At 73.6% G+C, this 20,163-nt stretch carries 23 protein-coding genes; 7 read left to right on the top strand and 16 right to left on the bottom strand.

Annotated elements, in window-relative coordinates:
* The first annotated feature begins 176 nt into the window (after positions 1 to 176).
* A complete protein-coding gene (locus ABZ570_RS09510; protein ID WP_358059470.1) occupies positions 177 to 1,385 on the top strand; it encodes a DNA-processing protein DprA in 1,209 nt (402 codons plus the stop codon).
* 127 nt (positions 1,386 to 1,512) lie between these two features.
* Here the strand turns inward: ABZ570_RS09510 and ABZ570_RS09505 are convergent, their stop codons facing one another.
* Positions 1,513 to 2,871, bottom strand: a complete 1,359-nt coding sequence (locus tag ABZ570_RS09505; protein WP_358059467.1) for a M28 family peptidase — start codon at positions 2,869 to 2,871, stop codon at positions 1,513 to 1,515.
* A 402-nt stretch (positions 2,872 to 3,273) separates the two neighbouring features.
* Here ABZ570_RS09505 and ABZ570_RS09500 point away from each other — a divergent pair, with 402 nt between their 5' ends.
* A complete protein-coding gene (locus ABZ570_RS09500; RefSeq protein WP_358059465.1) occupies positions 3,274 to 4,323 on the top strand; it encodes a P1 family peptidase in 1,050 nt (349 codons plus the stop codon).
* A gap of 21 nt (positions 4,324 to 4,344) precedes the next feature.
* Here the strand turns inward: ABZ570_RS09500 and ABZ570_RS09495 are convergent, their stop codons facing one another.
* On the bottom strand, positions 4,345 to 4,686 hold the full coding sequence (locus ABZ570_RS09495) for a hypothetical protein (protein WP_358059462.1): 342 nt from the start codon (positions 4,684 to 4,686) through the stop codon (positions 4,345 to 4,347).
* 465 nt (positions 4,687 to 5,151) lie between these two features.
* Between ABZ570_RS09495 and ABZ570_RS09490 the strand changes: the two genes are divergently transcribed.
* Positions 5,152 to 6,117, top strand: a complete 966-nt coding sequence (locus tag ABZ570_RS09490) for a tyrosine-type recombinase/integrase (protein ID WP_358059459.1) — start codon at positions 5,152 to 5,154, stop codon at positions 6,115 to 6,117.
* Between the two features lie 92 nt (positions 6,118 to 6,209).
* On the top strand, positions 6,210 to 7,391 hold the full coding sequence (locus tag ABZ570_RS09485) for an aminotransferase class V-fold PLP-dependent enzyme (protein ID WP_358059456.1): 1,182 nt from the start codon (positions 6,210 to 6,212) through the stop codon (positions 7,389 to 7,391).
* On the opposite strand, the gene ABZ570_RS09480 is transcribed toward ABZ570_RS09485, so the two are convergent.
* Positions 7,325 to 8,089 carry a M23 family metallopeptidase gene (locus tag ABZ570_RS09480; RefSeq protein ID WP_358059453.1) on the bottom strand — a complete coding sequence of 255 codons (765 nt, stop codon included), beginning with the start codon at positions 8,087 to 8,089 and terminating at the stop codon, positions 7,325 to 7,327. The two genes, ABZ570_RS09485 and ABZ570_RS09480, sit on opposite strands and share 67 nt — an antisense overlap.
* A gap of 131 nt (positions 8,090 to 8,220) precedes the next feature.
* Between ABZ570_RS09480 and ABZ570_RS09475 the strand changes: the two genes are divergently transcribed.
* Both ABZ570_RS09475 and ABZ570_RS09470 read left to right on the top strand, forming a co-directional pair.
* Positions 8,221 to 8,898 carry a class I SAM-dependent methyltransferase gene (locus ABZ570_RS09475; protein ID WP_358059450.1) on the top strand — a complete coding sequence of 226 codons (678 nt, stop codon included), beginning with the start codon at positions 8,221 to 8,223 and terminating at the stop codon, positions 8,896 to 8,898.
* A complete protein-coding gene (locus ABZ570_RS09470) occupies positions 8,882 to 9,988 on the top strand; it encodes a sulfite oxidase (protein WP_358059447.1) in 1,107 nt (368 codons plus the stop codon). Before ABZ570_RS09475 ends, ABZ570_RS09470 begins: the two co-directional genes overlap by 17 nt.
* Before the next feature lie 48 nt (positions 9,989 to 10,036).
* Here ABZ570_RS09470 and ABZ570_RS09465 read toward each other — a convergent pair whose 3' ends face one another.
* From ABZ570_RS09465 to proS, 12 genes are all read right to left on the bottom strand, one after another.
* Positions 10,037 to 10,360 carry a DUF2469 domain-containing protein gene (locus ABZ570_RS09465; RefSeq protein WP_007075222.1) on the bottom strand — a complete coding sequence of 108 codons (324 nt, stop codon included), beginning with the start codon at positions 10,358 to 10,360 and terminating at the stop codon, positions 10,037 to 10,039.
* On the bottom strand, positions 10,357 to 11,241 hold the full coding sequence (locus tag ABZ570_RS09460) for a ribonuclease HII (RefSeq protein WP_358059444.1): 885 nt from the start codon (positions 11,239 to 11,241) through the stop codon (positions 10,357 to 10,359). Before ABZ570_RS09460 ends, ABZ570_RS09465 begins: the two co-directional genes overlap by 4 nt.
* Positions 11,235 to 11,714, bottom strand: a complete 480-nt coding sequence (locus ABZ570_RS09455; RefSeq protein WP_358059441.1) for an NUDIX hydrolase — start codon at positions 11,712 to 11,714, stop codon at positions 11,235 to 11,237. Before ABZ570_RS09455 ends, ABZ570_RS09460 begins: the two co-directional genes overlap by 7 nt.
* Before the next feature lie 48 nt (positions 11,715 to 11,762).
* Positions 11,763 to 12,395: a signal peptidase I gene (gene lepB / locus ABZ570_RS09450; RefSeq protein WP_358059438.1), complete on the bottom strand. Its 633-nt coding sequence runs from the start codon at positions 12,393 to 12,395 to the stop codon at positions 11,763 to 11,765.
* The gene (gene lepB / locus ABZ570_RS09445) at positions 12,392 to 13,273 is read right to left on the bottom strand and encodes a signal peptidase I (protein WP_358059435.1); all 882 of its coding nucleotides are present in this window, start codon (positions 13,271 to 13,273) and stop codon (positions 12,392 to 12,394) included. The genes lepB (ABZ570_RS09450) and lepB (ABZ570_RS09445) overlap by 4 nt, the downstream gene beginning before the upstream one ends.
* Before the next feature lie 190 nt (positions 13,274 to 13,463).
* Complete coding sequence (gene rplS, locus ABZ570_RS09440; protein ID WP_358059432.1) at positions 13,464 to 13,823, bottom strand: 50S ribosomal protein L19; 360 nt, start codon at positions 13,821 to 13,823, stop codon at positions 13,464 to 13,466.
* A gap of 143 nt (positions 13,824 to 13,966) precedes the next feature.
* Entirely contained in the window at positions 13,967 to 14,740 is a 774-nt protein-coding gene (trmD, locus tag ABZ570_RS09435) for a tRNA (guanosine(37)-N1)-methyltransferase TrmD (protein WP_358059429.1), read from the bottom strand.
* 16 nt (positions 14,741 to 14,756) lie between these two features.
* Positions 14,757 to 15,299, bottom strand: coding sequence for a ribosome maturation factor RimM (gene rimM, locus ABZ570_RS09430; RefSeq protein ID WP_358059426.1), 543 nt, complete (start codon positions 15,297 to 15,299; stop codon positions 14,757 to 14,759).
* The gene (locus ABZ570_RS09425) at positions 15,299 to 15,559 is read right to left on the bottom strand and encodes an RNA-binding protein (protein WP_358059423.1); all 261 of its coding nucleotides are present in this window, start codon (positions 15,557 to 15,559) and stop codon (positions 15,299 to 15,301) included. The genes rimM and ABZ570_RS09425 overlap by 1 nt, the downstream gene beginning before the upstream one ends.
* A complete protein-coding gene (gene rpsP, locus ABZ570_RS09420) occupies positions 15,534 to 15,995 on the bottom strand; it encodes a 30S ribosomal protein S16 (RefSeq protein WP_358059420.1) in 462 nt (153 codons plus the stop codon). The genes ABZ570_RS09425 and rpsP overlap by 26 nt, the downstream gene beginning before the upstream one ends.
* A gap of 241 nt (positions 15,996 to 16,236) precedes the next feature.
* On the bottom strand, positions 16,237 to 16,884 hold the full coding sequence (locus ABZ570_RS09415; protein WP_358059417.1) for a DUF402 domain-containing protein: 648 nt from the start codon (positions 16,882 to 16,884) through the stop codon (positions 16,237 to 16,239).
* A gap of 73 nt (positions 16,885 to 16,957) precedes the next feature.
* Positions 16,958 to 18,364, bottom strand: coding sequence for a proline--tRNA ligase (gene proS, locus ABZ570_RS09410; protein ID WP_358059414.1), 1,407 nt, complete (start codon positions 18,362 to 18,364; stop codon positions 16,958 to 16,960).
* A 116-nt stretch (positions 18,365 to 18,480) separates the two neighbouring features.
* Between proS and ABZ570_RS09405 the strand changes: the two genes are divergently transcribed.
* Positions 18,481 to 19,047, top strand: a complete 567-nt coding sequence (locus ABZ570_RS09405; protein ID WP_358059411.1) for a hypothetical protein — start codon at positions 18,481 to 18,483, stop codon at positions 19,045 to 19,047.
* Between the two features lie 19 nt (positions 19,048 to 19,066).
* Here the strand turns inward: ABZ570_RS09405 and ABZ570_RS09400 are convergent, their stop codons facing one another.
* Positions 19,067 to 20,146 (bottom strand): amidohydrolase family protein, encoded by a 1,080-nt coding sequence (locus ABZ570_RS09400; protein WP_358059408.1) that lies wholly within the window; start codon positions 20,144 to 20,146, stop codon positions 19,067 to 19,069.
* Positions 20,147 to 20,163 lie beyond the last annotated feature (17 nt).

The following is a 20,163-nucleotide window of genomic DNA, read 5'->3' as shown; positions in this document are numbered from 1 at the left end:
AAAGCGGAGTGCCGGCATGAGCGAGCGCAGCGAGCGAATCATCAGGTCCAGTGCCATGGTGCCTCATGACGGCACGGAGCAAAGCGGAGTGCCGGCATGAGCGAGCGCAGCGAGCGAATCATCAGGTCCAGTGCCGTCGTGCCTCATGACGGCACGGAGCAAAGCGGAGTGCCGGCATGAGCGCGATGGTGGACCGCCGGCTGGCGCGGGTGGCGTTGACCTGGCTGACCGAGCCCGGCACCCGGTCGGTGCATCGGCTGGTCGATCAGCTCGGCCCGATCGCCGCGCTGGATCTGCTGCTCGACGGCGGGGCTCCGGACCGGACGCTCCGGTCGACGGTGGAGGCCCGATCGGCCGGCGGCGACGCCCGGGCGGTGGCGGAGCAGGCCCTGGCGCGCACCGAGCGGCTCGGCGCACGGTTGATCACCCCGGAGGACGACGAGTGGCCGGCCCGGGTCGCGGACCTGCACAGGCTGACACTGCGCGACGCCGCACGCCGGGTCGATGTGGAGACCGCGCCGCCGCTCTGTTTCTGGGTACGCGGAGCCTGGCCCCTCGGGACGGCGTTCGAGCGGTCCGTCGCCGTCGTCGGCGCCCGGGCAGCCACCCCGTACGGGACACATGTCGCCACCGAACTCGGCTACGGGCTGGCCGACCGGGGCTGGACGGTGGTCTCCGGGGGCGCCTTCGGCATCGACTCCGCCGCGCACCGGGGCGCGCTGACCGCCGGTGGGCTCACCGTCGCCGTGCTGGCCTGTGGGGTGGACCGCCCGTACCCGATGGGCAACGCGGCGCTCTTCGACCGGATCGCGGAGACCGGCCTGCTGGTCAGCGAGTGGCTGCCGGGTGCCGACCCGCTGCGGCCCCGGTTCCTCATCCGCAACCGGGTCATCGCGGCCGCCACGCTCGGGACGGTGCTGGTCGAGGCGGCGGCCCGCAGCGGCGCCACGCAGACCCTCAACCGGGCGATCGGGGTCTGCCGGCCGGGAATGGTGGTGCCGGGCCCGGTCACCTCGGCAATGTCGGTGGGCGCCCACGAGGTGCTGCGCGAGCAGCCCAAGGCCCGGCTGGTCACCGGCGTCGCGCATGTGCTGGAGGAGGTGGGCCGGATCGGCGACGACCTGGCGCCGCCCGCCCGCGCGCCCGAACGCCCCCGTGATCAGCTCGACGACGAGGCGACGCAGGTGCTGGAGGCGCTGCCCCGGCGGAAGCCGATCGGCCTGGAGAGCGTCGCCGCCCGCGCCGGGGTGGACCTCCGCACCGCCATGCGCAAGCTGTCCATGCTGGAGGAACTGGCCCTGGTGATCCGCCGCGACGACGGCTACGCCCTCGCGCCGCCCGACGACAGCGCAGGCCGCGCCACCGGCACGAGCACTCCGGCGTGACGGCCGACCGGCGCCGACCGCCGCACCGGGTACGACGGGCGCCGCCCCGGGGAGAACCCGGATGCGGCGCCCGTCGCAGCTTCGCCACCGGCGCTGGCACCAGCTCAGGCGCCAGCGGCGGGACTGATCAGCGGGCGGTCGCGTACATGGCGCAACCGATCAGCTCGAGCGACACCTGGAGCCGCTCAAGGCTGATGTTCTTGGCGATGGTGTCCTCCGGGGTGTGGTAAGGCGGCTCCAGCAGCGCCGGAGTCTCCTCGCCACGCCAGGAGAAGTTGGCACTGGCGATGCCGACCTCCTGGAAGGCCTGGTGGTCGCTGGAGCCGCGCTGCGTCACCGGCGAGATCAGCGGGTCGTAGCCGAGGCGGACGGCCGCGGCCGCCACCTCGTCGGTGGCCCGGTTGGACTGGCCGGTGAACGAGAGCAGCCAGTACCGGGTCGCCGGGTCCCAGCTGGTGGCGACCATGTCGTTCTGGTACACCGCGAGGAGCCGGTCCCGCTCCGCCTGCGGCAGCTGCCGGACGTGGTGGCGGGCGCCGAGCAGACCCTGCTCCTCCGAGCCCCACAGGGCGAACCGGAGGGTGGCCTCGACCGGGATCGCGCGCAGCACCCGGGCCAGCTCGAGACAGAGCACCGTGCCGGAACCGTCGTCGTTGGCACCGGGAGCGCCGATGACCGTGTCGTAGTGGGCACTGACCATCACCACCGGTCCACCGGCGCCCGCGCCGCCGACCCGCTCGGCGATGACGTTGTTCGAGGTCAGGCCGCGGTGTGCGGAGGTGGAGATGCTGAGCGTGAGCCGACCGGCGGCGAGGGCGTCCCGCAGCCGCTCCTTCTGCGCCTGGGCGACCCCGACCACCGGGATCGGCACCGGCGAGCTGGCCGAGCCCGGCAGGGTCGGCGAGAACGCCGCGGACCGTCGGGGCGGTACGCCGTCGGCCGCGAGGAACACCACGGCGGCGGCCCCCCGGGCCAGGGCGGTGGCCACCGCCTGCTCGCGCCGCGACGCCACGTAGTCGACCAGCACGATGCGGCCGGTGACGTCGGCGGGGTAGTTCTCCGCGGCGCCCGCGGCCACGTCCACCACGTCGCCGGTGACCGTGGTGTCCAGCGCGGCCTGCGGGCAGGCACCGGCCTGCCAGTTCAGATCGGTGGGAAGTCCGGCCGGCGAGGCGAGCTGCGCGAGGAACTTGTCCGCCACGGCGAAGGGCTCCAGCCGGGTGTCGTACCCCAGGTGGTCCAACTGCTTGGCGATGTAGTCGGCGGCGCGGCGCTCGGAAGCCGTCCCGCCGATCCGCGGCCCGATGTCTTCACTGAGGACACGCAGGTGCGACAGCGCCCGCTCGGCCGACACCTGAGCCACAACCTTCCGATCGTCCGGGGTGAGCGCCGGCGGACGGTAGGCGCCGGGGCGCCGGTCGTCGGCCGCCCACGCCGGTGCGGGAAGGGCCACGGTGGCGGCGCCACCGAGGGCAATGGTCAGCATCCGACGCCGGTTCACGGTGGAGCGAACCGGGTCGGTTGACGGTGTAGCGGGATAGCCGCCGTTGATCATGAGTTCTCCTGATCTCTCGTCGAGCCCGGTCGACCGTCGGGTGACCGAACTCACGGAAAGTTGAACCTATCCACTCTTCGCGGTTGTCCCAAGATCCGTTCGGGCGGTCGCCGGAGGGCCGTGCAGCGTCCTGGCGAGGCCATCCGGCCAGGTCAGGCGGCGGGCCGAACGCCCGCTCCGGGCATCGACGACGCCGGCTACCCGACCGCACCGAGGCGCCGGGAAAGATGAGAGGCGCCGGGAAAGATGACCGGGAACACCGAGCGCGACCCCGACCGGAGCGAGCCGCCGCACTCGGCATCGCCGGAAGGCAACACCGACGACAGGAGCGTCATGAACCAGCCCGTCCACCGTGCCCGCGCCCGCGACCTCGGCGTCGTCGTCGGGCCGCTGCCCACCGGGCGGCACAACACGATCACCGACGTCCCCGGGGTGCTGGTGGGACACACCACCGTCGACAACGGCAGTGCTCTGCACACCGGCGTCACGGCGGTCGTGCCGAGCCAACTCGGCCCGGGACGGTGGACCCTGCCGGCCGCCCTGTACTGCGGGAACGGCTACGGGAAGCTGGTCGGCTCCACCCAGGTCGACGAACTCGGCGTACTGGAGTCCCCGATCGTCCTGACCGCCACGCTCTCGGTGTTCCGGGCCGCGGACGCGCTGCTCACCTGGCTGATGGACCGCCGGCCGGACGGGCTGTCGTTCAACCCTCTCGTCGGCGAGACCAACGACGGCCACCTGTCGGACATCCGGCGCCGCCCGATCACCGAGGAACACGTGCTCGACGCGGTCACCCGGGCGTCCGGTGAGCCGCCGGCGGAGGGTTGCGTCGGCGCCGGGACCGGCACCACGGCCCTGGGCTACAAGGCGGGGATCGGCACCTCGTCGCGGACGGTGCAGGCAGCCGGCCGGGCGGTGACCGTCGGTGCGCTCACGCAGTCCAACTTCGGTGGCGTGCTGACCGCGCTGGGTGTCCCACTGCCGGTGGACGAGCTGATCCCGGAGGCCGACCGGACCGAACCGCCCGGCAACTCATGCATGATCGTGGTGGCCACCGACGCGCCCCTGGACGCCCGGCAGCTCGGTCGGCTCGCCCGACGCGCCATCTTCGCCATGGCCCGGGTCGGTGCCTCGTACAGCAACGGCAGCGGGGACTACGCGGTCGCCTTCAGCACCGCGGAGCCGGGCCAGCCCCTGATCCCCGACTCGCAGATCACCCCGGTCTTCGCCGCCGTCCTGGACTCGGTCGAGGAGGCGTTGCTCAACTCGCTGTTCGCCGCCACGACCACCAGCGGGGTGGACGGTCGCATCAGTCATGCCGTACCGCACGAGGCCGTCGTTCGGCGGCTGGCGGCGGCCGGCCGGTTGGCCCCGTCCGCCTGATCCAGCGTACGGGTGGCCCGGTCAGTCACTCTCGAAGCGGATCTCGACGTCCCGGCCGTTCAGGCAGCGCCGCGCGAGCAGTACCAACCGGTGGACCTGCTCGACCTCGCCGGGCGACCCGGCTATTTCGGCCAGGCGGCCCAGCTCGACGAGCAGTTGCGGGACCGCCCCGACGTCCACCACCAGTTCGCCCAGCGGGTCGATGCGATCCAGCAGCGGGGTACAACCCCCGCCTCGTACCCGATCGAGCAGGTCCAGCAACACGTCGTCCGGGTCCGCGACCACCTCGGAAGCGACGTACGACGGCCGATGGCGGGCGGGCCCGGCCCGCACCTGCCGGTAGAGGACGGCATCCACACCCACGCCCGGTTCCTCCTCACGCCCGCGTCGCTCACCTGACGCGACGCCCGTTCCGACTCCCGAGTCACCCTTCCGCACCTCGTGCCCGGCCGCTTTCCGCCACGGCCCGCCCTGGCCAGCCGCCGCGCCCCGGGGGCGGGGCAACGGGCAGCCGCCCCGCACCGGCCGTCGACGGGCCGGGCCGACGTTGTCACTGTCCTCTTCGCAGGAACAGTTTCCCTGTCCAGGCCCGGGTCAGCCACCCCGGCCGGCCGAGCTGCCCCCCGCGTCGCCCGCCAGCTCGGCACCCGGCAGCTCACGCCCAACAGTGGCACGGGCTGCCCGCCGACCCTCCCGCCCGTAGGCTGGGCCGGTGTCCGCCAACAGCGATGGCCGCACCGGTCGCAGGAGATGGGCGCATCCCGCCGGCGGGTCGCCGTCCCGGCTCACCGGCGCGGCGGCCGTCCCCGACCGGGGCAGGGGGCGCCGATGAGCGGCGACCGGCGCAGCACCCGGGCGGCGCACGAGGCACTGCCACCGCAGATGCGGGCGGCGGTGGACTCGTTCGCCCAGCATCTGGCCGGGGTACGCAACCGTTCCGCGCACACCGTCCGGGCGTACGTGACCGACCTGGTCGCTCTGCTCGACCACGCCGTACGGATGGGTTGCGCCGAGTTGTCGGAGCTGGACCTGACCGTGCTGCGGAGCTGGTTGGCGAAGCAGCGGACGATGGGCGCGGCACGCACGTCGCTGGCCCGGCGGGCCGCCGCCGCGCGGACGTTCAGCGCATGGGCGCACCGGGCCGGCCTGCTCGACGCCGACGTGGCCGCCCCGCTGGCCAGTCCTCGGGCCCACCGGGACCTGCCCACGGTCCTGCGGGCCGACCAGGCGGCCGCGCTGATGGACGCCTCGCATCCGGCCCTCAGCCACGGGGCGGAGGATGCCGAGGCTGCTGTGCTGCTGCGTGACCGGGTGCTGCTCGAACTCCTCTACGGCACCGGCGTACGGATCAGCGAGGCGTGCGGGTTGGACGTCACCGATGTCGACCACCCCCGCCGGGTGGTCCGGGTGCTGGGCAAGGGCCGGCGGGAGCGCAGCGTGCCGTACGGGGTGCCGGCGCAGCGTGCGCTGGACGCCTGGCTGAGCCGGGGCAGGCCCCTCCTGGCCGGGCCGGGAGCGGGGGCCGCGTTGCTGCTCGGCGCCCGCGGGGGGCGACTCAACCCGACCACCGCCCGCCGGATCGTCGCCGGGTACTCCGAGGCCGCCGGCCTGCCCCGCACCACCCCGCACGGGCTGCGGCACTCGGCGGCCACCCACCTCCTCGAGGGCGGCGCGGACCTGCGGGCCGTGCAGGAGCTGCTCGGCCACTCCTCGCTGGCCAGCACGCAGATCTACACGCACGTCTCGATGGAACGGCTGCGTGCCGCGTACCGGCAGGCGCACCCGCGGGCCTGACCGGCGGCCCGGGGCCGACGAGCGGGACGGGCACCCGGCGGCGATGCGGAAGAACCGCGAGTCGATGATCCACGGGGGGCTACGATCAGCGGATGACGGTCCCGCAGCCGCCCGAGCCGATCCCCGGTGCTCGGCTGCTGTTCTCCCTCGACCCGTCGGTCAGCCATCTCAACCACGGATCGTTCGGCGCGGTCCCGATCGGTGTGCAGCGGGCCCAGCAGCGCCTGCGTGACGAGATGGAGGCCAACCCGCTCCGCTTCTTCACCCAGGGCCTGGTCGACCGGATCGCCCATGCGCGGCGGCACCTCGCCACGTTCCTGGGTGCCGACCCGGACGGCACCGCGCTGGTCGGCAACGCCACGGCCGGCGCGGCGCTGGTGCTCCAGTCGCTCGGCCTGCGCCCCGGCGATGAGGTGCTGACCACCGATCACGGGTACGGGGCGGTCGCCTTCTCGGTGGAGCGGGAGTGCCAGCGGACCGGGGCGGTGTCCCGGACGCTGCCGGTGCCCCTGGACGCCAACGACGAGGAGATCGTCGATATCGTCCGGACCGGACTGCGCCCGGGCCGCACCCGGCTGCTGATCGTCGACCAGATCACCTCGCCCACCGCCCGGCTCTTCCCGACGGCGGCGATCGTCGGGATGGCCCGGGAACACGGGGTGCCCGTGCTGGTCGACGCGGCGCACGCCCCGGGCATGCTCCCGACCAGCGTGGCCTCGGTCGGCGCCGACTTCTGGGTCGGCAACCTGCACAAGTGGGCGTACGCGCCGCGCGGCACCGCCGCGTTGGTGGTCGCCGAGCCGTGGCGGGAACGGATCCAGCCGCTGGTCGTCTCCTGGGAGCAGCACAGCGGCTTCCCCACCCGCGTCGAGTGGCAGGCGACGCTGGACTACACGGCGTGGCTGGCCGCCCCGGTGGGCGTGTTCATCCTGCGCACCCTGGGCCTGGACCGGGTACGCGCGCACAACGCCGCGCTGGCCGCCTACGGACAACGGGTGGTCGGGGACGCGCTCGGGGTGGCACCGTCCCACCTGCCGGAGCCCGGCGGACCGGCGGTGGCCATGCGACTGATCCCGCTGCCGCCGGGCGTCGCCACGACGCTGGACGAGGCGCGGGCGCTGCGGGCCCGGATCGCGGACCGGCTCGCCGCGGAGGTGTCGGTGGCGGGCTGGAACGGCCGGGGCTGGCTGCGCCTCTGCGGCCAGGTCTACAACACGCCGGACGAGTACGACCGGCTGGCCGTCCGCCTGCCCACGCTGCTCGCCCAGCGCTGAGCGGGTCCGGCGGGCTCGGCGTCGACCGGGAGCAGCCGGACCGGGCCGAGGCCGAGCAGGGCGAGCGGGTCCAGGTATTCCTCGCCCCGGCGCAGCCCCCAGTGCAGGCACGCGTCGACCGGGCAGCCGGGATGGCCGGCGAGCAGGGTGCCGATCGGCGTGCCGGCCGCTACCGGGGCGCCGACCGACAGCCCCGGGCTCACCGGCTCGTAGGTGGTGCGCAACCCGTCGGCGTGCCCGACGGTGACGACCGGGCGCCCGGCCACCATGCTCGCGAAGAGGACGATCCCGGGGCCGGCGGCGTGGACCTCGACGCCCGGAATCGCGGCCAGGTCCACGCCCCGGTGACCGGGCAGCCACGGCTGCGGCGGCGGGTCGAACCGACGTACCGGTCGGGGTGTGCCGGCGATCGGCCACCCGAACCCTCCGGGGCCGGGTGAGCCGGCGCCGACCGGGGTGGGTCGGGTCGGAAGCGCCGGTCCGCGGGCCGGCGGCCGAGGGCCCGGGGCGGAGCCGATGGCGACCGCACCAGGCCCGGCGGGAACCGGCCGCCCGGACGCCGGCCGGAGCTCGGCCACGGGGACGGCGGCCACCGGGCGCGGCGGGTGCCGCCGGGCCGCCGCCCGGTCGAACGTCACCGGGACGACCAGCAGCAGGAGACCGAGGGCCGAGACGGCCCGTCGCAGCACGGTGGGCATGCCTCGCACCCTGCCGCCACGGACGGCGTCGCCGCCACCGGCGGCACGGCTCACTGTGGACAGGTGATGGGCTGTGGACAGCCCCCACGCACGGGGATGATCTGCTACGGGGCGATGCCTATGCTGACCGCGTGACGAAGGACTGGTACGCCTGGCACGCGGACTACGACCAGCCCGGATCGGCGCTGTCCCACCGCCTCGCCGAGCTGCGGGGCCGGCTCCGGGCGGCGTTGGACGCGGCGCCGGCCGGCCCGCTGCGGGTGATAAGTCTCTGCGCCGGCCAGGGCCGGGATCTGATCCCGGTGCTCGCCGCCCATCCCCGGCGCGACGACGTCACCGCCCGCCTGGTGGAGCTGGATCCGCGTAACGTCGAGGTGGCCCGCGCGGCCGCCGCCGACGTCGGGCTCACCGGGGTCGAGGTGGTGGCCGGCGACGCCGCGCTCACCGACCGGTACGCCGACCTCGTCCCGGCCGATCTCGTCCTGGCCTGCGGGATCTTCGGCAACATCACCGACGCCGACATCCGGGCCACGGTCCGGCACTGCGCGTCGCTCTGCGCCACCGGCGGCACGGTCTTCTGGACCCGGCACCGCCGCGAGCCCGACCTGGTGCCGGCGATCTGCGACTGGTTCGCCGAGGAGGGCTTCACCCCGGTCGCGGTGAGCAGCCCGGCCGACGGGGTGGGGGTGGGGGTGCACCGGTTCACCGGTACGCCCCGTCCGCTGGCGACCGGCGTGTCCATGTTCGAGTTCGTCGGCTACGACCGGCTGACCACCCCTGACAGGAGCCGCGGTGACCACTGTGGATGATTTCAGCCTGCCCTCCCGGGTGGCCGGGAAGGACGAGGCGATCAGCGCCGAGGAACTCCAGCTGGCCGCCCGCAACCACGGCATCCCGCTGGAGGCGCTCCGCTACGACGTGACCCCGGCCGGTCTGCACTACCTGCTCATCCACTACGACATCCCGGACGTCGACCCGGCGGCGCACACGCTGACCGTCGACGGCGCGGTGACCCGGTCGCTCCGCCTGGACCTGGCCGCGCTGCGGGAGCGGCCCCGGGTCACCCACCGCGTGACGCTCGAGTGCGCCGGCAACGGCCGGGCGCTGCTGCACCCACGCCCGGTCAGCCAGCCCTGGCTGGTGGAGGCGGTGGGCAACGCCGAGTGGACCGGCACCCCGCTGGCGCCGCTGTTGCGGGAGGCGGGGCTCGCCGCCGACGCCGTGGACGTGGTCTTCACCGGCGCCGACCACGGGGTCGAGCGCGGCGTGGAGCAGGACTACCAGCGGGCGCTGCCGGTCGCGGACGCGCTGCGCGAGGAGGTGCTGCTCGCGTACGAGATGAACGGCGCCCCCCTGCTCCCGCAGCACGGTGCGCCGCTGCGGCTGATCGTGCCCGGCTGGTACGGCATGGCGCACGTGAAGTGGCTGCGGAGCATCCGGGTGCTGACCGAGCCGTTCGAGGGCTACCAGAACGCGGTGGCGTACCGGCTGCGGCGGGACGCCGGCGACCCGGGTGTGCCGGTGACGCGGATCGAGCCACGCGCCCTGGTACGCCCGCCGGGCTTTCCGGACTTCATGTCGCGTACCCGGGTGCTGCGGCCGGGGCCGGGCACGGTGGACGGCCGGGCCTGGTCCGGGTACGCGCCGGTCACGGCCGTGGAGGTGACCTTCGACGGCGGTACGACCTGGGTGCCGGCGGCCCTCGACGAGCCGACCGGAGGCGCGTGGGCGTGGCGGCGCTGGCACGTCGAGTGGCACCCGACGCCGGGGCGGCACGTGCTGGGTGCGCGGGCGACGGACGCCTCGGGCCGGACCCAGCCGGTCGAACAGCCGTGGAACCGGGGCGGCTTCGCGAACAACCTGGTGCAGCGGGTCGAGGTGGTGGTGCTGGCGGAGTGATCCGCCGCCGGCGGCGGGTGGCTTCCTGCCGCCCCGCCGTCCGGCCGGTCAGCCGCCGAATCCGGAATCTGCGGGAAGCGAGATGTCGGGCTTTTCCAGCTCTTCTACATTGACGTCCTTGAACGTCATCACTCGAACATTCTTGACAAACCGGGCAGGGCGGTACATGTCCCACACCCACGCGTCGTGCATCTCGACCTCGAAGTAGACCTCGCCGTCGGAGTTACGCACGTGCAGGTCGACCTGGTTGGCCAGGTAGAAGCGGCGCTCGGTCTCCACCACGTAGGAGAACTGGCGGACAATGTCGCGGTACTCCCGGTAGAGCTGCAGCTCCATCTCGGTCTCGTACTTTTCGAGATCTTCGGCGCTCATCGCTCTCCGCCTTCCATGACCACATCTTCCCCCACCGGCGCCGGAGGTCGCGGCTGCTCGCCCAACGCCACGCCGACGGTACCCCCTGGCGCGCCCGAGCGCTCCATCGGCTCGTCCCGGCCGCCGACGAGCGCCTCGCCCGAGCCGCCGAACAGCGCCTCGCCCGGGCTCCCGCCGAACAGCTCGTCCGGGCCGCCCGCGGTCGGGCGGCGGGAGCGCGGCGGGCGGCCGTCCCGCCCGGAGACGGTGGCCACGTTCACGTACGAGAAGCGGTGCTCCCGGCACGGCCCGCGCTCCCGCAGCGCGGCGGTGTGCTCCGGCGTGATGTAGCCCTTGTGCTCGGCGAAGCCGTAGCCCGGATACCGCTCGTCCAGCTCGATCATGAGCCGGTCCCGGGTGACCTTGGCGAGCACGCTGGCCGCCGCCACGCAGGCGGCCACCCGGTCCCCCTTCCAGACCGCCAGCCCCGGCACGTCCAGGCCGTCGACGCCGAAGCCGTCGGTCAACACGTACTCGGGACGGGTGGCCAGCGAGGCGAGCGCCCGGCGCAGCGCGGCGAGATTGCACACGTGCAGCCCGCGCGCGTCGACCTCGGCGGCGGGAATGACCACCACCGCGTACGCCAGGGCCCGCGCCACCACCTCGTCGTAGACCCGCTCCCGGCTGGCCGCGGTGAGCAGCTTCGAGTCGGCCAACCCCTCGATCTCGCCGCGCCGGCCCTCGGGCAGCACCGCCGCGGCGGCCACCAGCGGTCCGGCGCAGGCACCCCGGCCGGCCTCGTCGGCGCCGGCCACGTGTCGGAAGCCCCGCCGTTGCAGGGCCCGCTCGAGGGCGTAGAGGCCACCGTCGCGGCGCACCACCGTGCGCGGGGGCGTCAGCACGGCGCACCTCCGGCGGCCGACCCGGCCAGCACGGCGACGAGCCGGTCCGGCAGATCCGGCGGGTAGTAGCGCTCGGCGGTGGCGGCGAGCTCCGCCACCGACCACCAGCGGTGGCCGGCGACGCTGACCCGCTCGACCTCGTCGAAGCCCGTCGTGTCGACCTCCCAGCCGGGCACCCGGAACAGGAAGAACTCCTGCTCCTGCCGGTACCAGACACCGTCGAACGGGAACTCGATCGTCTCGGCCCACACCGGCGTACCCAGCTCGGCCGGGGCCACCCGCAGCCCGGTCTCCTCGGCCAGCTCGCGGGCCGCGCCCTCGGCCGGGCTCTCCCCGGCGTGCAGACCGCCGCCGGGGGTGAACCAGTAGGCGTGCCCCGGCCGGCCCGGGTCGGTGCCGGCGAAGAGCAGCACCCGGTCGGACGCGTCGACCAGCAGCACGCGAGCCGCACGACGAGGGGTGTAGACGCTCACCGCCCCAGCCTGCCAGACGCCTCCGACGAACGCCCACGCGCTCCGGGGTCAGGAATTCGGGATCCCGTCGAACTGCTTCGGGACGGTGAGCCAGGTCGCCCGGCTGGGCGGCCAGAAGATCGTGAAGGCCCGGCCGACCACCTGGTCCTCGGGGATGGTGGCCTCGTTGATGTCCTCGCGGGACTGCTGCCAGTGCTCGAGGGAGTCGCCGGAGGCCTCCCGGTGGTCGCCCATCACCCAGAGCCGCCCCTTCGGCACGGTGATGTCGAAGTCCTGGTCGGCCGGCTTGTTGCCAGGGAAGATGAACGGCTCGTCGATCGGCTTGCCGTTGATGACCAGCCGCTCCTGCGGGCCGCTGCGGTCGCAGCAGACCACGTGGTCGCCGCCGACACCGATCACCCGCTTGATGAAGTCCTCGCCCGCGGGGTTGCCGCTCCAGGAGGTGGGGGCCTTGAAGACGATCACCTCGCCCCGGTGCGGCGAACGGAAGTCGTAGACCAGCTTGTTGACCAGCACCCGATCGTCGATCTTGAGAGTGTTCTCCATGGACGGGGACGGGATGAAGAAAGTCTGCAGCACGAAGGCACGTACCAGCACTGCGACCAGGATCGCCACGCCCAGGAGGATGGGCAGCTCCTTCCAGAAGGAGCTGCGCGGCTTTTCGGTCTGCTCGTCGATCACGGGAGGAGCCTACGTTGCCGGGCATGGCGCGGTCGCCCCGAACGCGCGAGAACGGAGAGCGCGGCCGTAACCGGGATGACCAGGACCACACCGCCCACCGGGTCGGGATCCACCGGGACGGGCCGGGCCGGCGCCGCGTCGGGTCGTGGCAGCTCGGCGAAGGTCTGCGGGACGGGCAGGGTGCTCCACCGCTGCGACGGCCAGACGATCATGAAGGCCCGACCGATCACGTTCTCGATCGGCACCGGGCCCTGGCACCGGGCGTCCTGCGAGACCAGCCGGTGGTCGCCCATCACGAAGATCTGCCCCGGCGGCACCACCACCTCGGTGAACTGCCGGGAGCGGCACTCCTTCGCGTTCGGCGGCAGCTCGACCGGCGAATCCTCGGACACGTACGCCCGTTCGTCCAGCGGCACCCCGTTGACCACGACCCGGCCCTGGTCGCAGCACCAGATCCGGTCGCCGGGCACGCCGATGACCCGTTTGATGAAGTCCTTCTCGCCGGGACGGCTGATCCCGATCAGGTCACCGAGGGTCCGGCCGATCCGGCCGACGACATTGGTCGGTGGCACCGGGGCCTCCTGGGCCACCCACTTGTCGGTGCCCCGGAAGACCACCACCTCGCCGCGGACCGGGTCGCGGACGTCGTAGACGACCTTGTTGACCAGCACCCGGTCGCCGATGAGGAGGGTGTTCTCCATCGACCCGGAGGGGATGAAGAACGCCTGGAGCAGGAAGGTGCGGATCAGCACGGCCAGGCAGAACGCGACGACCAGCAGCAGGGGCAGTTCCTGCCAGAGGGGCATCTGCCGGCGGGTGCGCCGGGTCCGCCGGCGCCACGGGTCGACGGTGCCGTCCTCGTCAAGCATCTGCACCATGCCACTCTCCGGTCCGCGGAAACGACACTACCGCCCGGGAGTCTCGCCGGGAGACCCCACGGGCGGTAGCGGACCGCTGTGCCACCGCGAGCGAGCGCGGCGCGCCGACCTCCTGCGCCCGTACGACCAGGGTAGTGGGCTCCGGTCGATACGACATACGGGCCGGTCAGGCGGCGTTGCGAGCCGAAAGTCAGCTCGCCGGCTGCTTCTCGCGCAGCTCCTTGATCTTGGCCTTCTTGCCACGCAGCTCGCGCAGGTAGTAGAGCTTGGCGCGCCGCACGTCACCGCGGGTCACGACCTCGATCCGGTCGATGGCCGGGCTGTTCACCGGGTAGGTCCGCTCCACACCCACACCGAAGCTGACCTTGCGGACCGAGAAGGTCTCGCGCAGACCGTCACCCTGGCGACGGATGACGACGCCCTGGAAGATCTGGACCCGGGACCGGTTGCCCTCGACAACCCGCGCGTGCACCTTGACGGTGTCACCGGCACGGAAGTCGGGGATGTCGGCACGCTTCGACTGGGCGTCAAGGGCGTCCAGGATGTTCATCGCTGCGTCCTCGTGAGGCTCACGGCGCACCGTCAGTCGATGCGCGAATGGGTGATTCTGACCCCCGGGTGGTGGACGGCGACGCCGACCCCGGTCGAGGGTCCTCGCAGCCGCCCACGGCGTGAACGGATGCGGCAACCCCTCTACTTTGCCACATCCCCCGACGGCAGCTGAAATCCGCCCCGGTCCAACGCCGCCCGGTCCCGCTTGTCCAGGCTCTCCGGCGGCAGCGCGGCGAGCATGTCGGGGCGGCGGGCGGCCGTACGCAGCAGCGCCTCGTCGCGCCGCCAGCGGGCGATCCGCCCGTGGTCGCCGGAGCGGAGCACCTCCGGCACCTCGTGCCCGCGCCAGGTCGCCGGCTTGGTGTACATCGGCGCCTCCAGCAGGCCGTGGGCGTGCGACTCCTCGTCCAGCGATCCGGCGTTGCCGAGCACCCCGGGCAGCAGCCGGGTGACCGCCTCCAGGATCACCAGCACGGCCACCTCGCCGCCGAAGAGCACGTAGTCCCCGAGGGAGACCTCGGTCACCCGCATCCGGGTCGCCGCGTGGTCGAGCACCCGCTGGTCGATGCCCTCGTACCGGCCGCAGGCGAAGAGCAGGTGCGACTCGGCGGCCAGCTCGTACGCCATGGCCTGGGTGAACCGGACGCCGGCCGGCGACGGCACCAGCAGCCGGGGCGGCGGCGCCTCCACCGGCGCGAGGGCGTCCAGCACCTCACCCCAGGGCTCCGGCCGCATCACCATGCCGGGACCGCCACCGTAGGGCGTGTCGTCGACCGTGCGGTGCACGTCGTGGGTCCAGGCCCGCAGATCGTGTACGGCCAGCCGCAGCGTGCCGTGCGCCCGGGCCTTGCCGATCAGCGACAGGTCCAGCGGGGCGAAGTACTCGGGAAAGATCGACACGACGTCGACGCGCATGCGGGGCTGACTCCAACTAGAGGTCGAGCAGGCCACCGGGCGGGTCGACGACGACGCGACCGCCGGCGAGATCCACCTCGGGCACGATCGCCTTGACGAACGGGATCAGCGCCGTACGCCCCTCGGGGCGGCGCAGCACCAGCAGGTCGGAGGCGGGCGCGTGGTCGATCCGGGCCACCTCGCCCAGCCGCTCGCCGGCCGGCGTGACCACGGCGAGGCCGACGAGCTGGTGGTCGTGGAACTCCTCCGGGTCCTCCGGCGGCGCGAGGTCGCCGCTGTCCACCCCGAGCAGGGTGCCGCGCAGCGCCTCGGCGACGTCGCGGCCCAGCACGCCCTCGAAGGCGACCAGCAGCCGGCCCTGGTGCCAGCGCGCGGACTCGACGGTCAGCTCCCCCGGCACCTGGTAGGCCCCGGGCGACGGGGGCGCGACCGCCCCTGGCATGGCGCGCAGCACCATGCCAGGGGCGAAACGTGCTTCGGGCTCGTCGGTCCGCACCTCCACGGTGACCTCACCGCGGATCCCGTGCGGCTTGCCGATCCTGCCGACGACGAGAAGCATCAGTACGAGTCGACGATGTCGACGCGTACCCCGCGTCCGCCGACGGAGCCGATCACCTGGCGCAGCGCCTTGGCGGTCCGGCCGGACCGCCCGATCACCGTGCCGAGGTCCTCCGGGTGCACGCGGACCTCGAGCCGCTTGCCCCGGCGGGAGTCGACGAGCCGCACCCGGACGTCGTCCGGGTGGTCGACGATTCCCTTGACCAGGTGCTCCAGGGCGGGACGCAGCGCCATGTCAGGCCTGCTCGCCGGACTCGACACCGGTCTGCTCCTCGGCCTTCGGCGCCTCGGCCTCCGGCTTCGCGGCCTCCGGCTTCGCGGCCTTCTTGGCCGGCTTGGCCGGGGTCTCCGCCAGGCCGGCGGCGGCCTTCGCCTCGGCCTCGTACGCCGCCTTCCGGTCGGCCCGCTCCGCGGCGACCTTCAGCGGCGGCGGGGCCGGCAGGCCCTTGAACTTCTGCCAGTCGCCGGTCAGCTCCAGCAGACGCTGCACCGCCTCGCTCGGCTGCGCGCCGACGGACAGCCAGTACTGGACCCGCTCCGACTTGACCTCGATCACCGAAGGGTCCTCCTTCGGCTGGTACACACCGACGAACTCGATCGCGCGGCCGTCACGCTTGGTGCGCGAGTCGGCGACGACGATGCGGTACTGCGGGTTGCGGATCTTGCCCATCCGCAGGAGCCGGATCTTTACGGCCACAGTTGTTTCGCTCCTGTTGCGATCTCACCGGCCCGGTACGGGCGGTGTGGCGGGTGAGCGCCGACCGGCACAGTGGGGTTGGGCCGGAGACTGCTCGGTCAACTGGCGACGCGCCCGGGTTAGAGGGCGCCGGACGCGCGCCGGATACCAGCCAACCATTCTGCCAGATCCGGCCCCGATCTCTCACACCGGACCCGGACCGGGAACTCCGACGTCAACCTCCGGGTGACGTACGACATGGTCAGCGGAGGGGCGGCCGGTCCCAGCCCGGCGGCAGCTTGTCCGGTATATCCCATTCGGTGGGCGGAGTGAAGTCGCACCAGGTGCCGTCGAACGGGAACTCCCCCGCCTCGGCGAGCCGGATCACCCGCTCCCCCTCGGCGCGCACCGCCTTCTCGTCGGTCACCCAGTAGTGGTCCGGGAAGGCCAGGCGCTCGACGAACTCCTCCTCGTCCTTCCACGCCCAACTGAGGTCGGGACGGACCACCACGTCCAGGTCCTGGTCCACCACGTCGACCCCGGCCACCGGGCCGTCGTCCCAGCGGACGCCGGGCTCCTCCAGGTTGACGTACCAGTTCTTGAACCGGCCCCGCTCGTCGCGGAACCACCAGACGGAGTGGGCCGCGCCGGTGGGCAGGAACTTGAGCACCGGCGGCCCGTTCCAGCGCCCCTGTGCCAGCCGGTAGCGGGACGTGATCCACTCGGCGAAGGGCATGGCCCGCATGCCCAGCCCCGCCGCGGTCACCTCGTTCGCCACCGGAGTGTCCCGGGCGACCCAGAGCAGCAGGCCCCGGTCGTCGTCGAGGACCACGCGGGCCGACCGGACCCAGCCGATCCGGCCGTGCCGCACGTTCCGGTGCATGATCACTCGACCCGGCTCGAACCGCACGTCACCACCCCCGACGGTTAGCAGGGGCCCCCTCCTCTACCGCAGGCGTTAAGAAGGGGACCTTCCTTACGCCTCAGTAGGCGCGGGACAGAACGGCGACCAGGTCCGGCTCGTCCTCGGAGTCCGGCACCGAGCCGTCCGCGCGGAGGAGGCAACGGACGGTGACGCCCTGGCCGTTCGCCTCGGCCTCGCCCTCGACGCCGACCGCCGACCACGGGACCTTGGCCCAGCCGGTGGCGGCCGCCTCGATCGCCTCGGCCAGGGTCGCGACCTCGGTGGTGCGGGACTGCCGGAACGCGAGGGCCTGGTCGTACAGGGCCTGCTGGTCGGCCTCCAGCGCGGCGAGGACCGCGCCGACCACGTCGGCCACCGGCGTCGCCGCCTTCGAGCCGTCCGTACGCCGGACCACCACCGCGTTGCCGGCGGCCAGGTCCCGGGGGCCGACCTCGACGCGCACCGGGTAGCCGCGCAGCTCGGCGTCAACGGCCCGGCGGCCGAACGCGGTGTCGGTCCGGTCGTCCAGCGCGACCCGGACACCGGCGTCGCGCAGCGCGTCGCGGAGCTTGGCCGCCGCCTCGCTCACGCCCTCGCCGTCCTTGACGATCATCACGTACGCCTGGACCGGCGCCAGCTTCGGCGGCACCCGCAGGCCGTTGTCGTCGCCGTGGCACATGATCAGACCGCCGAGCATCCGGGTCGACGTGCCCCAGGAGGTGGTCCAGGCGTGCTCCCGGCCGCCCTCGGCCGAGGAGAAGCTGATGTCGAACGCTTTGGCGAAGTTCTGCCCCAGCTCGTGGCTGGTGCCCATCTGCAGCGCCTTGCCGTCACCCATCATGCCTTCGCAGGTGTAGGTGGCGGTGGCGCCGGCGAACCGCTCGCGGGCGGTCTTCAGGCCGACCACCACCGGAATGCCGAGCACGTTGACCATCAGGTCCTCGTACGCCTCGTGCAGGATCTTGCGGGCGTAGGCCCGGGCATCCTCGCGGGTAGCGTGTGCGGTGTGCCCCTCCTGCCAGAGGAACTCGCTGGTGCGCAGGAAGATCCGGGGCCGCAGCTCCCAGCGGACCACGTTCGCCCACTGGTTGAGCAGCAGCGGCAGGTCCCGGTACGAGTCGATCCACTTGGCCATGAACTCGCCGATCACCGTCTCGCTGGTGGGGCGGACCACCACCGGCTCGGCGAGCTGCTTGCCGCCGCCGTGGGTGACCACGGCCAGCTCCGGCGAGAAGCCCTCGACGTGCTCGGCCTCACGCTTGAGGTAGCTCTCCGGGATGAAGAGCGGGAAGTACGCGTTCTCCGCGCCGGCCGCCTTGATCCGGGCGTCCATCTCCGCCTGCATCCGCTCCCAGATGGCGTAGCCCGCCGGTCGGATGACCATGGTGCCCCGCACCGGGCCGTTGTCGGCCAGCTTCGCCTTGGCGATCAGGTCCTGGTACCAGCGGGGAAAGTCCTCCGCACGGGGAGTGAGCACGCGTGCCATGACCGCACATCCTATGCGCCCCGCGACGGGCGTCGCGATCGGGCGCGCCCGCGCCGGGCGGCCGGCGGTGGGATCGGGCCGGACGGGGCAGCTGAGAGGGGCTAGCATCTGCGCCCATGCCTTCGCTGCGCTCGCTGTTCGGCCGTGCCGCCGAGCCCGCTCCGCTGCCGTACCCGCCGGCCTCGCCGGAGGGCCTGGCCGCCCGGTGGGTGCGCTGGGCGGCGGCGCACGGGCCGACGACGGACCCGATCGACGACACCACCGGCGAGGACGCCGGGCACCACCAGCCGGACGACGTCTGGTTCCTGGCCGGCACGTACGGCGGGACGGTGCGGCGGCGCTGCGCGATCCCCGCCGGACGGCCGCTCTTCTTCCCCGCGTTCAACATCTGGCAGGTCGGCTCCGCCCCGGGCGAGGTGCCGGTGGTCGGCGGGGCGACCGGGCACGCCAAGCTCGACGACGAGCGGCTGCCGCTCGCCACCATCGGCACGCCGACCCCCTTCGAGGTACGGGGCGCCTTCCGCAACGCCGTCACCGGCCGGTCCCGGCCGTACCCGGTCACCTGCTGGGGGCTCTGGGCGAGCCTGCCGCCGCCGGCCCCCGGCGAGCACGAGCTGACCTTCGGCGGCAGCGACGGCGGCGAGTTCTCGGTGCGGGCGAAGTACCGGCTGGTCGTGAGCTGAGCCGCCCCGGCGGCTGCGGTCAGCGCAGGACGCGGCCGCGCAGGACGATGCGGGACGGGGCGCGGACCACCCGGAGGTCGCGGCGCGGATCCTCGGGATAGACGACCAGGTCGGCGAGGCCCCCCTCGACCAGGCCGGGGAAGCCGAGCCACTCCCGGGCCCGCCAGGAGGCGGCGGCGAGGACGTCCTCGGCGGACATGCCCGCCCGCTCGTGCAGCAGCAGCATCTCCTCGGCGGCCAGCCCGTGGTCGATCCCCCCGCCGGCATCGGTGCCGACGTAGATCGGCACGCCCGCCTCGTACGCGGCGCGGACCACGTCGGGGAAGCCGTCCCGCAGGGCGAGCATGTGGTCGGCGTAGCCGGGGAACTTGGGGCGGGCCTGGTCGGCGATGTGACCGAAGGTCTGTATGTTGATCATCGTGGGGACGAGCGCGGTGCCCTGGCGGGCCATCAGGTCGACCAGGTCCAGGCTGAGCCCGGTCCCGTGCTCCACCGAGTCCACCCCGGCCCGCACCATGATCTCCACGGCCGACTCGCTGAAGGTGTGCACCGCGGCGCGCACCCCGGCGGCGTGCGCGGCGGCGACGGCGGCGGTCATGGTGTCGGCGTCCCAGGCCGGCGCGAGGTCGCCCACGCCGCGGTCGATCCAGTCGCCGACCAGCTTGACCCAGCCGTTGCCGGCGGCGGCCTGCTCGGCCACCACCGCGGCCACCTCGGCCGCACCGACCTCCACCCCGATGTCCCGCAGGTAGCGCTTCGGCGGCGCGACGTGCCGGCCGGCGCGGGCCAGTCGCGGCAGTTCCGGGTCGTCGTCGAGCTCCGGGTACGGGTACGGCGAGCCGGCGTCCCGGATGGCGAGCACCCCGGCGTCCCGGTCGATCCGCGCCAGCTCCCGGGCCTGGTCGAGGGAGGTGATCGGGGCGCCGCCCCGGGCGATGCCGATGTGACAGTGGGCGTCGGTCAGGCCGGGGAGCACGAAGCCGCCGTCGGCGACGGTCTCCGCGCCGGGCACCCGCTCGAAGGTGACCCGGTCGCCGACCAGCCAGATGTCCCGGACCTCGTCGTCGGGCAGGAGCACACCGCGCACATGCAGAGCCATGCGCACAGTCCTACCGG

This window comes from Micromonospora sp. NPDC007271 (assembly GCF_040634005.1).
Taxonomy (GTDB): Bacteria; Actinomycetota; Actinomycetes; order Mycobacteriales; family Micromonosporaceae; genus Micromonospora.
This window is presented reverse-complemented; position numbering and strand designations above follow the sequence as displayed.

Coding starts and splice junctions, on each gene's coding strand:
- ABZ570_RS09465 (WP_007075222.1), bottom strand. CDS start 10,360: ATGAGCGCCGAAGATCTCGAAAAGTACGAGACCGAGATGGAGCTGCAG.
- lepB (WP_358059435.1), bottom strand. CDS start 13,273: ATGGTGCAGATGCTTGACGAGGACGGCACCGTCGACCCGTGGCGCCGG.
- ABZ570_RS09480 (WP_358059453.1), bottom strand. CDS start 8,089: ATGCCCACCGTGCTGCGACGGGCCGTCTCGGCCCTCGGTCTCCTGCTG.
- ABZ570_RS09500 (WP_358059465.1), top strand. CDS start 3,274: ATGAACCAGCCCGTCCACCGTGCCCGCGCCCGCGACCTCGGCGTCGTC.
- ABZ570_RS09485 (WP_358059456.1), top strand. CDS start 6,210: ATGACGGTCCCGCAGCCGCCCGAGCCGATCCCCGGTGCTCGGCTGCTG.
- proS (WP_358059414.1), bottom strand. CDS start 18,364: ATGGCACGCGTGCTCACTCCCCGTGCGGAGGACTTTCCCCGCTGGTAC.
- rplS (WP_358059432.1), bottom strand. CDS start 13,823: ATGAACATCCTGGACGCCCTTGACGCCCAGTCGAAGCGTGCCGACATC.
- ABZ570_RS09405 (WP_358059411.1), top strand. CDS start 18,481: ATGCCTTCGCTGCGCTCGCTGTTCGGCCGTGCCGCCGAGCCCGCTCCG.
- rimM (WP_358059426.1), bottom strand. CDS start 15,299: ATGCTTCTCGTCGTCGGCAGGATCGGCAAGCCGCACGGGATCCGCGGT.
- ABZ570_RS09510 (WP_358059470.1), top strand. CDS start 177: ATGAGCGCGATGGTGGACCGCCGGCTGGCGCGGGTGGCGTTGACCTGG.
- ABZ570_RS09400 (WP_358059408.1), bottom strand. CDS start 20,146: ATGGCTCTGCATGTGCGCGGTGTGCTCCTGCCCGACGACGAGGTCCGG.
- ABZ570_RS09505 (WP_358059467.1), bottom strand. CDS start 2,871: ATGCTGACCATTGCCCTCGGTGGCGCCGCCACCGTGGCCCTTCCCGCA.
- trmD (WP_358059429.1), bottom strand. CDS start 14,740: ATGCGCGTCGACGTCGTGTCGATCTTTCCCGAGTACTTCGCCCCGCTG.
- ABZ570_RS09490 (WP_358059459.1), top strand. CDS start 5,152: ATGAGCGGCGACCGGCGCAGCACCCGGGCGGCGCACGAGGCACTGCCA.